The 14,765-nt window shown below is 39.8% G+C and carries 11 protein-coding genes; 5 read left to right on the forward strand and 6 right to left on the reverse strand.

What is annotated here, in order from left to right; all coding sequences use genetic code 11:
• Positions 1 to 112: 112 nt before the first annotated feature.
• Both FLL45_RS01670 and FLL45_RS01675 read right to left on the reverse strand, forming a co-directional pair.
• Positions 113 to 538, reverse strand: coding sequence for a hypothetical protein (locus tag FLL45_RS01670; protein WP_142888054.1), 426 nt, complete (start codon positions 536 to 538; stop codon positions 113 to 115).
• Positions 539 to 1,356: 818 nt separating this feature from the next.
• Positions 1,357 to 1,986, reverse strand: a complete 630-nt coding sequence (locus FLL45_RS01675; protein WP_142888055.1) for a hypothetical protein — start codon at positions 1,984 to 1,986, stop codon at positions 1,357 to 1,359.
• Positions 1,987 to 2,053: 67 nt separating this feature from the next.
• Here FLL45_RS01675 and FLL45_RS01680 point away from each other — a divergent pair, with 67 nt between their 5' ends.
• Positions 2,054 to 2,629: a hypothetical protein gene (locus FLL45_RS01680; protein WP_142888056.1), complete on the forward strand. Its 576-nt coding sequence runs from the start codon at positions 2,054 to 2,056 to the stop codon at positions 2,627 to 2,629.
• Positions 2,630 to 3,049: 420 nt separating this feature from the next.
• A complete protein-coding gene (locus FLL45_RS01685; protein WP_142888057.1) occupies positions 3,050 to 4,039 on the forward strand; it encodes a transposase in 990 nt (329 codons plus the stop codon).
• 286 nt (positions 4,040 to 4,325) lie between these two features.
• Here FLL45_RS01685 and FLL45_RS01690 read toward each other — a convergent pair whose 3' ends face one another.
• The 4 genes from FLL45_RS01690 to FLL45_RS01705 form a co-directional block, all read right to left on the reverse strand.
• Positions 4,326 to 5,981 carry a M23 family metallopeptidase gene (locus FLL45_RS01690; protein WP_142888058.1) on the reverse strand — a complete coding sequence of 552 codons (1,656 nt, stop codon included), beginning with the start codon at positions 5,979 to 5,981 and terminating at the stop codon, positions 4,326 to 4,328.
• Entirely contained in the window at positions 5,981 to 6,865 is an 885-nt protein-coding gene (locus FLL45_RS01695; RefSeq protein WP_142888059.1) for a hypothetical protein, read from the reverse strand. Before FLL45_RS01695 ends, FLL45_RS01690 begins: the two co-directional genes overlap by 1 nt.
• A 2-nt stretch (positions 6,866 to 6,867) precedes the next feature.
• On the reverse strand, positions 6,868 to 7,632 hold the full coding sequence (locus FLL45_RS01700) for a hypothetical protein (RefSeq protein ID WP_142888060.1): 765 nt from the start codon (positions 7,630 to 7,632) through the stop codon (positions 6,868 to 6,870).
• A 128-nt stretch (positions 7,633 to 7,760) separates the two neighbouring features.
• Entirely contained in the window at positions 7,761 to 9,761 is a 2,001-nt protein-coding gene (locus FLL45_RS01705) for an SH3 domain-containing protein (protein WP_142888061.1), read from the reverse strand.
• A gap of 403 nt (positions 9,762 to 10,164) precedes the next feature.
• Between FLL45_RS01705 and FLL45_RS01710 the strand changes: the two genes are divergently transcribed.
• The 3 genes from FLL45_RS01710 to FLL45_RS01720 all read left to right on the forward strand — a co-directional run bounded on the left by FLL45_RS01710 (position 10,165) and on the right by FLL45_RS01720 (position 14,661).
• Positions 10,165 to 11,145: an AraC family transcriptional regulator gene (locus tag FLL45_RS01710; RefSeq protein ID WP_142888062.1), complete on the forward strand. Its 981-nt coding sequence runs from the start codon at positions 10,165 to 10,167 to the stop codon at positions 11,143 to 11,145.
• A gap of 700 nt (positions 11,146 to 11,845) precedes the next feature.
• On the forward strand, positions 11,846 to 13,558 hold the full coding sequence (locus FLL45_RS01715; protein ID WP_142888063.1) for a FimL-related protein: 1,713 nt from the start codon (positions 11,846 to 11,848) through the stop codon (positions 13,556 to 13,558).
• A gap of 308 nt (positions 13,559 to 13,866) precedes the next feature.
• Positions 13,867 to 14,661: a thioredoxin domain-containing protein gene (locus FLL45_RS01720; protein ID WP_142888064.1), complete on the forward strand. Its 795-nt coding sequence runs from the start codon at positions 13,867 to 13,869 to the stop codon at positions 14,659 to 14,661.
• Positions 14,662 to 14,765: the final 104 nt, after the last annotated feature.

A 14,765-nucleotide genomic window follows, 5' to 3' on the forward strand; every position in this document is an offset into this window, starting at 1 on the left:
AATCACTCACGACCCGTTGAATAAATCTTTCATTAAACTTAATTGAATGTAGGATATTCGCTACTTGCGTTGTAGGTTAATTGTTGTATTACGCCATTACGCCTGTCTGGATTCATTTAGTTTCTAAATAATAATCTGTGGTCAGCATTAGCTGGAAAAGTCTTTGGAGGGCAGACTCTGGAGAAACTCCACGACCGTGCTTAGTATTTGCCAGACATGAGTACTCAAGGGCTTTAAGTTTATCTAGCACCCCTAGCGACGCTACTTCAATCTCATACTCAGAGTACTCTAGAGGCTCATTGTTTTTAATGTGTTGTTTATAAGCTTCAAACCTATGAAATCCATCTAATATCTTAAGACCCTCAGGGGACTCTAAGACGGTTATACGCTCCAGGGACTGTCCTTGATCCAATAAGTCGGTTAGCCGTTTTATAGAATCTAAAGATTCAGGTGAGCCAATATCAAACCGCTTTTGGAACTCTGAGTCAGCTTGAAGCTCTTGGAACTTGATTGTTAAGGTCTTTGAAGGTAACTGCATATTAAATATCCCTTGAAATCAACCTGGTGGGCTCTGAGTCAACCTTGTAATGTTATTGTTAGCAATCATGCGGCTTAGCGAGGAGAATTAGTCGGGGTTCTTGACTGATTGAGTACGACTTTTCATCTTAGCTGGGCGCTGAATTGAAGTTGATTATAGAGGGACAATGCGTCTAGTGGAATCGTCTGTGTTAATTCAATGCATTGGTTCTCATCTCATAGGTTCTTAAGTTTGCAACGGGCCTTGCATATAGAAATCTAACTATTTTGTTAAATAACGTGATCAATATGAGCGTTTTTGCTTCTAAGTGAACATAATTAAGTTATTGGATCAAATTAAACTAGGTTTAACTTACACGAATAATTAGGCTTTATGGCAGGCTTTGACTCATGAAAAGTAACCGGGTTGTAAATGTATCCAGTTTTAGCTGGTACGGCAAAAGATGATGTAAAGTGAAATGCAAACATGCTGTAAAGGTCGATAAAAAGCAGCTTGATCCGAAAAGCCTTGAGAAATATATTGAAGATATTAGGGGGACTGAACAGGTTAGGACTTTGGCGAGCACAACCTGTCAGCCACATTGTTCAAAGCAATTTTGAGTATTTACTATGAACGAAGATTTTAAAATAGAGCAAACCAACAAATTAATCAAGACCGCCCACAAATATCCAAATGGGATGAAGTGGATAATCGGCGTGATTGTATCTTTATCAATTCCAATAATGGCCTGGAAGTTTGAAAATATAGTGGCTCTAATCGAGGTTTTTAAAACATAACAATAAGTAGAACAAGAGTTTGTCCTAGTACCAGATAAAAGGTTATTCGACTTCTTTTGTTGGTATAGCTTTGTCCATTAATTCTTCAAGCAAGGTTCTAACCGACTGCTCTAGTGAGATTAAACCTTCAGGGGTTAATTTGATTCTATCAGATTTATTTTTGTAGTAGTTTGGTCGCTTCTCAATAAGTTTTAATAACTTTTTAGATTTTGACTCTTGCATTAGGGAGATTCTTCCGGCTGCATGAAGCAAAGAATTTCTGACGAGTTGAGCTTCGCTAATCTTTTGGTAAGCGTTATGACTTCCAACATCGATTCCTAATACAGATTTCATAAACGTTTTGTATTTAGATATCCCGTAGCCTTGTTCAGTACTTATATTGTTAGGATTATAAGTTTTCCAGATTAAATGAAGCATTTCTTCGAGATAACTAAATATGACTAAAAATGTTGTCTTAACTGTATGAGAAGAAAATTGGACCTTATACTCGTGATTCCAATAGTTTTTATCCGCGGCACTTAAATCGTCAAAGCTCAAGATTTCTTCCGCTCTGCCTTTGATAGCCCAGTTAATGTGGCTATGAGCGCGAACGATAAAGTTTAAGTTGGTATTAACCATCCATCTGAACGCATTATCTCTATTCGATAAATCCATCACTTCTTCTTTTTTCATATTTGGTAGCCGAGCTTTAGTTATGTAGAATGATTTGATAGTTTCCCAAAGTATAAAGCTAAGAGCCATGACTAATCTAATAAAAATAATAGCTTTAATTGTGTATGTAGGTAGCTTAAATACAGCCACTGCCGAAGAGTTAATACTTAAAACATACAAGGCTGAATGGACCTTATTTGAAGTTCATGATGAATGTAAAGGGGGAGGCTGTTTTGGTCGGTATAGACATTACCACGATATGACTGGTGGACGCTTTATAGATTTATTCCCAGACTATAAATTTATAGTAATAGATTTTTGTGATATTTGTGAAAACGAAGCGGTCGGTCATGGGACTTACGAAATCAAAGGCTCCAAGATAATCTTTAATTATAAAGTTGAACCGGAAAATAAATTACCAGACATGCATGTGCGATGGGGGTGGCAAGATAAAGGTAGCTACGTTACAGGGCATATTAAAGTTCTATTGTCCGACGAGCAATTAAGCGAACTCATTAAAGAACCTGAATCAAGCGATTATATTTATCAACTTAGACGATATTATGAATGGCGAAAGGTTCAAGGCGAATTGATGCAAAAACTTAAAAAAACGAAGTTAAGTAAAGATATACTCCCAGAGCTTGAGGAAGGTGAGAAGTTTTAGTTGTTTGTACCATTTTCTTGTACCATTAGCTGTGTTATGAAGCCCTATATGTTCGCGCTTTGTGGGGTTTGGATTAGGTTTGTTGAGAGTCCCTGTCTCTCCGCCAGATATAAAAAGTTAATAAGGGGTCAAGTTGCTCACTTAACATTTGACCGGTGATGGCGAGGTTATTCATTGTCTCGCCGGTTTTTAACTTCGTTAAATTCCCAAATAACTAATAAGTTAATAAGGGGGGAAGTTACTCCTTTAACATTTAACCAATAATGGCGAGCCGAGCATTTGACTCGTCGATTTTTTTACTTGGTCAATCTCCCACAAAAACTTCAAATATGGCTTAGTCACTAAACATTAAATCTCTGATAGTTCAACAATTCAATTTCACTCATCATAGGCATAAGTTTAATAGTTTTATGAAAGTCAATGCCAAGACCTGAGCGTATAGAATACGAGAATGCTTATTACCATGTGATGAATCGTGGTCGAGATAGAGGGCGTATCAATCTTTTTCATTCGACATTATATTTTCAAACATTCTTACAAACACTCGAAGAAGCGGTTCATCGGTTTGGTATCATTATCCATGCCTATTGCTTAATGACCAATCATTACCATTTACTCATACAAACTCCACAAGCTAATATTAGTCGGGCTATGCGTCATATCAACGGAGTTTATACTCAACGACATAATCGGCTCGCAAAGTCTGATGGTTCTATATTTCGAGGAAGGTTTAAATCGATATTGGTTGATAGTGACGCCTATTTGCTTCAACTGACACGGTATATCCATCTTAACCCACTTGAGACCAGCAGACCGATGGTTAAAGAACTATTGGATTATAGTTGGTCTAGCTATCCTGCTAATGTGAACGGAGTAAAAAAGCCCGATTGGTTAGAGTGTGAGCAAACCTATCAAATGCTTGGTAGAAAGAAACGCTATGAAGCCTATGCAAGGTTTGTAGCAAAAGGTAACAAAGAGTCGCTTACTTGTTTTTATAACCGAGGTAATATTGCATCGGTTATTGGTGATAAAGACTTTATAGAGTGGTTAAAAAGCGTCAAGATACCAGAGCTGAAATTAAGTGAGCAGATCCGCGCATCAGTTCCACAGGGAGCAACGATAGGTAAGATTGTCGATGGTACTTATGCGTATTTAAATAAGTCGTATGATTTATTCAGACTTTTAAGTAGAGAACAAGATAAGGCAATAAGTAAAAGAAACATTGCAATCTTTATTTGTCAGGATTATGGCGGGTATTCGTTAAGGAAGATAGCAGATTACTTTGGATTAGGCCATGTTGGCTCAGTCAGTCGATTGACTAGTATTATTAGAAGTGAATTAAAGCAAAATAAAAAGCTGAAATGCAAAATTAATGAAATTTGTCAGTATATTGTTAAAAGAGTGACTTGACCCCTTACTTAAAGCTATTCCAAGGCTATTTATTCGCACGCCCCGAAATCGAAAAACTCCCAGTACCCGATTTTTCGTTATTAGAGTGACGTATTAATAATAAAATTAATTAAGAATATTTATAAATAAAATTAATTACAGGCGAAATTAATTACAGGCAACATTACGCTAATCACTCACGACCCTCATTTACTTTGAGGGTCGTTGGAGGAAGTTTGAGTCAATCGCCGCTTATGTTAATCGGTCGAATTAAATCCACAAAAGACAATTCGATTGGCTGAAACATTTAGGTTTCATTGAGTAATAATTTCCATTGTTTCCCTCGGTTGTCTTTTACTAATAGCCAGTTTCGAATCGAATCTTGGGCCAGACAATGTTTTTCTTTGGCCTCTCTCACAAGCGGAATATTTCTTACTCTATTGTGAAAAAAGACAGAACGTAAAGTTCCATCGCTTGACTCTGAGATCAGTTGCCATTGCACGATACATCGCTGGTTTTTGCAGTAATTGTTTGGATTGTCTTTTAAAAACGCCTTCACATTAAAATGAGATTCGTTAGACTTGTCCAAGTTAAAATCTATAACAAGCTCTGAGGCTTCTTGAGTCGGATAGGCTTCGAAACTCGCCGTTGAAACTCGCGGCAGTTGTTGCTGCGGAACTTTGCAGTGAGTATCTTGCGGAATATCTAGATTCGACCAGTTGGTATTAACGACCTTTGCAGTATTGAGTGCTTGGCTCGAATTCGCGCTAGTACGCCATGGCTTGATAGGGTCATAGTAGCAAGCACGGTAGCCGTTTTGGCAACTTCGACCGGTACTTGAGTCTTGAAAATAACCGGATGTTCGCCGCTCAAAATGTAAATGTGCTCCACTACCGCATCCTGAACGCGGGTATTGTGAAATCGTTGCAAGTTGCTGTGATTGAGCGACTCTTGAGCCGGAACTCACGGAAGGTTGGTTCAAGTGGACGTATCGCCAGCGGGTGCCAAAATCATCTTCCAATATCGAAATATAACCGCAAGAAGCGCTAAACGTTGTGCTCACTAGCCGTCCGCTTTGAACGGCAACGGCTCGCATGCCACTGCTTCGAGCAATATCTTGTCCGATGTGAGGGCTGGTGCCGATGTTTCGACAGACACACCAACCACTGGTGTAATAACCGTTTGGCAAAGGAAACGTCCAAGTCGGCTCCGGTGGCGCAACATAGGGCTTTGCCCAGCCAGTATGATCATAGTAAACGTAACCGGAATTGAATGAGCAGTTATTGGGTTTTTCCGCTAAGGTCACTTGATAGTGAGTTGCGCCTGAACTGCTGGCGCCCGAAGCGAGCGGGTAAAGTCCTTTGGGAACTTCACAATAGTCGTTAGGCGGAAGTTGACTCGAATCGGTAGCCGATTTTTTCAATAATGTGTCATAGGTTAGTTGAATGGCAAGTGCGCCTTTGTAACTGTGACCTTCCCAAATGTATCCTTCGGTGAAACTACAACCATTAACTGGTTCTCTGAGATTGACGAAATAGTGACCATCGCTGGTTGATGGGACGTTCGATTGGGTGGCATATACGCCAGGGAAGAGATCGCATTTTTCATTTGCCGGTAATTGCGTAGAGCTTATGGCTCTCTTTTTGAAGACGCTGTTCGCATTCACAGTGATGAGACGATTTTCTCGTGTGGTATGGGGCTCATAGAAATAGCCTTCCGTAAATGCGCAATTAGTTAAATTATTTTGCAGGGACGCACTCAAATGTACGCCACTTGAGTTGATTGAAGTTGTACTCACTAGCGTATTTTTGTCGACTAAACACTTTGAAGAAGCTGGCAAAGTCGAGGCCTGTTGAGTGGTTTTTTTAAAGTAGGTCTCATGATTGATCAATAAGTCCTCGGCAAGACATGCGTCGCCCAAGGTGACTGTCAGTGCCGTCAGTATTAAATAGAGTTTTTTCATTAATGCTCTCCGAAATGTCTGTTTGCGTCACAGTTGCAATAACTACTATTGTTGTTGTCTAAGTCACAGCTAAATTGTTTGGTATGCCACCGAGTGAGTTGCGAATTCACCAGTGTGATTTGTTGGTCACCCTCTACGCCGTTAATCGATGATTCTAAAATTCTTGCTCCAGTATTAGCGCCGGCTTCATTGAAATATCGAATCAGTTGTCGAACAAAGTGGTTGGTATTCAAAACATCTTTGATGGCAGGTAATTCAACGGGCAAATCAATCGGCTCAACGCTATTCTCGAATTTAGGATCGCGTGAGCGATAAAATTCGTACCGATAAAGCGCCGGCATGTCTCTATCCCAAATAGCGACAAACTGAAAGTGTTCATCCCGAAGCTGCCAAAATTGAGTTAGCGTAAAATAAAAAAGATCTTCGGGTAATCTAGTTGTTAGATCGAGGTTGTGATGATCATAAAAATTTTGTTCAATTGAAGTACTTGCATCTAAAGCACTTCCGGAACTACATCCACTATCGAGAGTAATGTCGGTATAGCTTTCGACAAATTTGTCCTCGGTTGCTAAAACCGGTTGGCGATACCACCAGTTTCCTCGGTTCTTTTTAATCGGTAATGATGTATAGAGTTCTTTTTCTGCAAGATTGTCTTTGCTCGATTGTGGAAGATTTTTTTTGTGCTCATTGGACGGAATATTGGAAAAATGTCTAACTACTTTTTCACTGCGGCTAGCTGCAGATAAGGAAGTCTGTTCGGAACTTTGATCAGTGCCACTAGCGGGTTCATCTAAGAACAAGAAAGTCACCCAACCGCCAGTCACTATGGCGATTAACACGGAAAAAATAATCATCTTCTTTTGTGATAAAAAATGTTTTAACACGTTTATCCTCCTTGTTGTATCAATTCATACTCATTTAAAGTCGACATGAGCTGACGAAATTCGAGCGTACTATTGTTCATTTGACTGGCGGAATGGCGATAGCTCTCAATGTTCGAGTTATTGATAAAAGGAAGTAAGTTGGCACTGATAAATTGGCGAACAAAGTGCCCTCCGTTGATCATTAGGGATTGAAAAAGTGCATCAAGCTCCTGGTCAAAACCTTGCTGATGATATCGATGGAGTAGGGTCAGTGATTTCTCAAGAAGTATCGAGTCAAAGTTGTCGCTAAATACTGACTTTAGGGCGCTGAAAGACTCATCAGTAACCGGCAGACTTTCTAGTAAAGCAATCGCTTCGGATTGCACGTGACCATTGGGAATGCGTAGCATATCAAGGGCTATTATTTGCGCTTCATTATCACTAATATTGCCACTTGCAAAATTAGCTGAGGTGACTTTTAGCAAGTGCTTCATGTCGTCGCCAACAGCAAAAAAATACGACTTGGGATCCGACTGCGGGTAGTCGCAATTTACATCGTTGAAACAGTCTATCAGCCTTATTGATTCCAACTCGATTGATTGAAATGAGCGCGTCGCTGGGTTAATGGGCTGTACTATGGGCGTTAAGGATTTCGCCGCTTGCTGCTGCTGGTGAGTTGGCGTTTTTATCTTCGGTGATTCTTGGAGTTCGGCGCTTTCGTATTGACTCGACAAGATAATTACAAGCAAAACAAATAATACGCCAAGCAGGGAATATAAATATTTCATAGTAGATATTTTCTAGGTTGTTGATTCGTTGTCGAGAATTTGAATGGGGTACTCTCGTTTCATGACGCTATGTGAACCTTCGATACCAGTGACTTAATCATTTTGTATCGAAGGCCCGAAGTAGCGGATTAAGGTTGAGACCAATAGAGATATCCGGATGCAGACCAACGATTGAAATAGCACGCAGTGCCGCCGCCTTTCGCTAAACAACGGTTAACTAGTGTTGTTCCGAAAGGTCCGTAGACGTCACTAATTTCGTTTTGAGTGTTAGTCTCGACACAATGCCAGCCGTATTCAGCCTGTCGAAATGTGCCGAATGGACATTGCTTGTTTTCACGAATTTTCATAAACCACGCCGTAGACCAACGAGAAAGAGTTGTATCGCGACCGTCCAGTGTTACGTCAAATTCTGCGCTACATGCGCTACCACCACCCCATTGTTGGCAGCGATCAATCATAGTGCGTGAAAAAGGACCATAGGTGTCTTGTTGATTTTGACAGACCATAAACTGACTATTGTAATACGAGCCTTCGGGACAATAAGCGGCTTGATTAGAGTTTGGCGCAGCCGTGTTGTTCACCCAATAACTTGTGGTTGAATTGGGGATGGTGTATCCCGCATAGATGTAACCTTCATTTTGGTCGGTCTCGATATGCAGAAAACTTTTGTTGGTGGATCCTTGCGTGATCAGCCCTTTAACAATGACTGCTGTATTTTTGTCGAGAACATCAATAATTGCACCACCAGGAGTGGCTCTCAGGTTGAGCTTGTCAACATTAATTAAGACCCAATCACCGTTAACGGGTAAAGGATAGTCAGTGATTTTTTGAAAGCTCAGTTCGTACCAATTCGAAAACTCGTCTTTGTTACCGCCCCAAATGTAGCCTTCGGCATTATTATGGTTTACGCGATAAAACCGATTTAGTTTTTCGCTATCGAAAACGGCGAAATCGGTAACCTGCAAAACGCTATCCTTTGGTATTGTATGAATTAATTCTCCGTTTGGTGTTGCTCTGAGGTTAATGGCTGTTTTCAGTTTGATGAAACTGCCGACAGGCGCTAAATGAGCGACATTATCTAGACACGTCTTATGCGGATCATAAGTGATTTTATTGATACCTGTAATTTCGCTATTTGATAAGCGAGTCGTTGTACTCGTATCATAATTTCCTAAGCTCGTTAAACAAGCGGAGTGCCTCATATCACTCATGCAGTGCAACGACTCGCCATCAAAAACGCAAGCCTCATTGGTTGGCGTTTGTAATAATTTGTTATACCAGCCGCTGGTGTCGGTGCCGCCGCCCGGTGGACAGTTTGTACCACCATTCGCGAGGCAATTCACATTAATTTTCGAAGGCGCGGAGCGGTTTGCAACATAGTTTTCCCATCCACGTCCGTCATACTTTTGCTCAAAACCGCGGTCATTTCTTGCCCATCGGTGATTCGGATTCGTCCATCGGCATGATGCGCTAGGGCCGCCGTTATATTGTGAGTATGCTTCGCGAGACCGGTTTCTCCAGCTACCACCATATTGTTTAATACACCACTTCGAATCGGCCGATCGCCATGCCGTATAATATTCATCAAGCGAGTATAAAATATTCGTGATCAGCTCCCATCCTTTGCCTTGAGTTGTCGCGGTATAGTGCGCTCTGTCATCAACTTGCATTAATCCATGACCGTGGCCAAAGTCGCCACGCATCATTTTGTAACGACCGTCTTGACTGGCTTTTCGATAGTGTGACCAAAAACTTTCTTGGTGTGCTACTGCAAGCGCGGCATGTTGAAATGCGGATAGTTCGCTTTCACTCACATTGGGCTTTCTCGACTGAATATAATAAGTTGCGGCCTCCTTAATCATTGAGTAGGTTTCTTGCATGTAACGGTTACGTTCAGATGAATAGTTTTGACTTTGCTCAAAAATAACCGGTATGTAATTGTTCGTTAGGTGTTGGTCACTGCCGAATGCGCTTGCATTGCAACCATAAGGGGCGATACCGAATGTCCAACTTCCTGACACCCGGTTATAACATTTCCAGTAATCGGGGGTTTCATTCCATTCTGCTTGAATCATTGGACTTTGAATCGCAATTAATAAAATCGCGAGAGACAATGCAAAAGATTTCATGTTTTCTCCAGGTGGTGCATGGGTATAAATTAGCGTGCTGAATATTTAAGTATTTTTGCAAACCAAACTATTGGTTCATCGAGCATATTTGTTATTAATAATTGCGCTGAGCTCGTTTAAGGGAAGCGTATTATTTCGTGACTTTAAAGAGATAATCTATGTCGAAAAGCGTCTCTTCTCAGTCAACAACGGACATATGGGGTTGACTGTGTTTTAGATCACATTTGTTTATCTCATAAAGTTGATAGATTAATTTTTTAGACGTGTTTAAAAAAAATAAAAGGAGTATTAAGGCTCAAAAAAATAATTAGAGAGTTGTTATATTTTTATAAAGTGGTAGTTTATTTTTTCAGTAGAAATGAAGTGACAGCGAATTTTTAAAATTTAAACTGTGAGCCTAAAAATGAATTGGGATTTGCTCTCTTTATTGATCCAACTGGTCAACACGGATAAGCTCAATGTTTCACGACAACAAATTGAAGCTGGCTTCGTCCCCGGTAAACAAGGGACCGTCGAGAAAAATGCAATATTTAACGTTATCGGGAGTATTATTAAGCAGAAAGGACACCCTTCGATAGGCTTAAATGTTGGAAAATTGATCAATCCGAATTCATTTCATGGACTGGGGTACTTGTTCATGACCGCGAGAGATTTAATGCAAGCGTGCGAAAGAATTTGTGAATTCCCGCTGTTTTTTCACAATATTGTCGACATCCGCACCAAAACGACCAATGACAAGTTCCTATTTTATGTTGATAATCAGGCGAAAAACTCGCTTGTTCAAGCGGTTATCAATGAAGCGACATTAGGCATTATTTATCAATATACCAACTGGTTGAATCAACACAAAATACATGTAAATCGAGTAAACTTGAAAAGTGCGCCCTTAAGTGGCGATGAAAAGTATTTAAAGCATTTTGATCAGCGCCCCAATTTTAATTCAACCGAAAATGCCATTGAATTTAGTCATGTTGATGCGAAAGCGCCGTTAATTTCGAGTGAACCAGAATATCATCACGCGCTATATTCTAAATTAAAAGAAAAACATGATTCAATGTCTCATGGATTAATTGCAAGAGCGAGACAATTTATTCGAGAATCATTAAGTAATGGTTTTATTTCTCGTCATGTTTTAGCTAAAAAATTGAGTATTAGTGAGAAGACACTCGAAAGACGACTGGGGCAGCACAATTGCTCCTACCGTGAATTGATTGATACGATAAGATTGGAACTCGCGCAGAAATATCTCTTGAATTCCAACTATTCCATTGAAGACATCGCACGAAAACTAGGATACTCCGACCGAAATACGTTTTCTAAGGCTTATAAAAAGTGGACCGGAACGACACCAAGATCCGGGTTGCACTTGAAAAATTTGGCCTAGAATGACATCCCTTGAGGAACTCGCCAGCGAGTTTATAATCACCCGACAATTAAATTAGGCGTTCATTAAAATAACCAACAACACAATGAACATTTCGTTTTAATCGTGTTGAGGCTTTTGTCGCGCTTAGCTATATTGCCGCGTGTGGTGGTGGAGGTTCCGACAAACCAACAAGCAAATAACTAACAAGCAAAAAAACAATAATAATTAGAAATCATTTAACTTTGCGCGACCAATATTTTACGCCACAAACTGAGGAGTTTAGGCTGTTGGAGGAGAGCATGCGAGAGAATTTTTAAAAAGAAACCTCATTAATTAGAGAAATGACAATCAAGAACGTTTGGCAAAATAATAGCGACTTCAGCACAAAAAACAGAGAAAAAAGCGCTAAAAACGTCAAGTGTCGCACAAAACCCATAAAAAAATTTAGGCTGACCGTGTCGATTTATTGGTTTGCGAGATATTTCGAGGCGTATTCTTGGTACTTTTTAACATCTTACACGCGAATGACCCAAATGGATCAAACAAATCGATTAGTCTGTTTGGGTGCGTCTCGCTTCTATTAGCATTGAAAAGCTGATGAACGATAAAGCCAACCATTATTTTAAAACTAACCACTCATCCGCCAAGTATTTAAGGATTTGATAGCGACTTAAACTGGACAACGCTGTACTTGATCATTCAAGGGGTATCTAGGGTTATGCAGTATCAATCATCCTTACAGTCGTTGGATCTTATTCTTGACGATATCGAAAAAGAAACTGAACAAGTCATCAATCAACTCAATTTATTTTTAGAGTCAAATTCAAAAGATGACGAGGCCCAGTCAGCTATTATTCAAGCTGAAAGTCACTTACACCGTTTAAAAGGCGTTTTTATATTGTTAGAGCTGCCTGGTTGCTTAACATTGACTAATGATTTGCTCGCCGTTGTTAAAAAATTGCCAAGTGTTAAGCCGCGCAATCAATCAAAACTGACCGAAGCGATTTACACAGCAACGGTTCGAATCGTTAAATATGTAAGACATATTAAACATAAACGACATGATTTGCCTGAACTCATTTTACCATTTATTAATGAGTTGCGAACGACTATTAATGCCAAGCAATTACCCGAGTCATTCTTCTTTGAAGCGACCCAAAAAAAGAAAAGAAAGGCTTTCCAATCAGCGGTAATTATCACTGAGCAAAGTGCCTCTAAATCGAGATACTTGAGACAAATGTATCAAATTGGATTGATTGAAGTCTTGCGACGAACGAATGTGAGTGGTGGGCTAAAGATGATGCAAAATGCATTGGCAAAGCTTGATAATGAATGTCGGCCCCCGTTATATCCTGATATTTGGTGGATTGCATCAGCGCTAGTTGATAGCTTGGCGAGTAAAAACTTAAAGCTCACCTTAAAAAGACTCAAGTTGTTTTCGCTCATTGATCGGCAGATAAAGTTTCTTGAGCATAACTCGCAGCAAAATCGCCAAGAAAATAAGGAGTCTATCTCAAGTTTAGCTAACGAACTAATATACTTGATTTCAATATCCAATCAAAAAAGCGAACTATCATGCGAGGTCCTAAGCTACTTTGAGTTAAATAATCAATTAGAAATAACGGATGAGCTGATTCGAAAGGAATTAGTCTTTTTAAGAGGTCCGGGAGAGGATGACTTCGCTTCTTTATCTGAAGCATTGTTAACTGAAATCAAAGAAATTTCTGCTGAGTTACAATTATTAAATGTTGGCAAGGTTAGCCAATCAGATATCGCTCATTTTAAGCAAAAACTCATCAATTTAAATAGTCTGTTGAGCGTGATTCAAGTTGAAGAGCATACATTGCGAATGTCAGTGGCAATCGACTTGCTCGATAAAATTGAAAATCAACAACAAAGCCTCGGCCACTCAGATATGAATATCATTAAAAGAGTTCTTGCCGCCATCGAATCGAGTATTAGCGACCAAGACACTCTTTCCCATGTCAATGACCTGTTTGACTGTAGCTTAAGTCTTTCCGATGAAAAAGAAGCGATAAGAAGTAATACTCATAAAACCATTAAAAGTTTGATTATTAATTTTAGTCGATTTGTTGACAGTGGTAGGCGAGCGCTTTTACTCAAAAATATTCCCGAGTTACTCAAAGAAACTAAAGAGGGTTTTTTACTGTTGGACCTTGGGGAAACAAGCCGGATTTTTGATGATTGTGTTAAGTATGTGACCATTCACCTGATGAATGCCCCCACAAGAACCAGCCAAGAGTCAATGGACTTATTTGCGGATATTGTCGGCAGTTTAGATTTTTACCTAGAGACATTGAAGTATACCAATGCGCCTAGTGCTAAAATTCTCAAGTTTGCTGAAAATAGCTGCTTTGAGTTGCGTAAGCTGATGAAAAATCCCGTTAATAAACGGATTAGTAATTTTTAACTCACGGAGTTTAACGATTGTTTTAGTCGGCCGAGTAACTTCACATCGAATGAATCATGAGCGATAAAGACGAGTGAGCTATCGATAGGGGATTGCTGTGTTTACTTGGCTAATGGAGGCTAATCTTAATTAAGTTTATCGTTCGACGGTATAGGGAGTTAGTTAGGGGGTTAGATAGTGAGTTAGATTGGAAGTTAGATTGGAAATTAGAGAAACAGAGAGTTCAATAGAGAGTCAGATTATGTTGATGACTGTGATTTTAGCGGTTAAGATGCTTCGCAATAGACATCAATTTGGTGAATTCAACTTTGAAAAATATACTCGTCGTAATCTTTTGTCTCGTTTTTGCTAACGTTTCTATCGCTGGTGATGAAAAAACGGTTTTGCCGGAGTTCCAATATCTAGCTAACGACAATGCGCTAGAATCAATCAAAGCGAAACAGTTGAGAGCCAAGACTTCAGGTAAATTATTATTGGTCGCGCTTGGCGGAGAGTGGTGTCACGATAGTCGCGGCTTGGGTCAGCGCTTTTCAGACCCAGAATTGACGACAGCTTTAAAAACTCAATATGAAATTGAATTTGTTGACGTGGGTTACCTAGACAAAGCCTTTGAGGTAGCCAATTACTTTGGTCAAGATGCTTACTGGGGAACACCCAGTGTTTTGATTATTAATCCAGAGTCAGGGAAAGTGATTAATCGTGATTCTGTTTGGCATTGGACCAACGCCGACTCGCTCGATATTTCTGAATATAAAACTTACTTCCTTGAGCAAAGCTTTATCAAAAAAACGGATTCACCATCGACTGAATTGGCTAATGCGCTCTATCAAGGTTATCTAAAACAAATTAAACAATTTGAATCGCAACAGACGGCTAAACTAAAATCAGCCTATCAAGTTGTTGGCCCATTGCTCAAAGATTATAAGGAAAGCGGTCAAAAAGCCTCACAACAGTTCATCAAGACTTGGGATGAAGTGAGGGAGTTTCGAGTGGCTTACAGCAAAGACATAAACGAGTTATACCAAATCGCCAAGAGCAACTCGCAAAAAGGTATAAAAGAACGACTGACTTTCCCGTCCTACGACAGTTTTAGTTGGGAATAAACATTGGGTGGTTGGGAACAAGTACCGGATAGTTAGGAATAAGCATCGGGCTTTCCCTTGATTAAGTGGGAAAGCGATAATGTTTAAGCCCTAAGCCCTAAGCC

Origin of the sequence: Aliikangiella marina (assembly GCF_007004765.1) — a bacterium.
Classification (GTDB): domain Bacteria; phylum Pseudomonadota; class Gammaproteobacteria; order Enterobacterales; family Kangiellaceae; genus Aliikangiella; species Aliikangiella marina.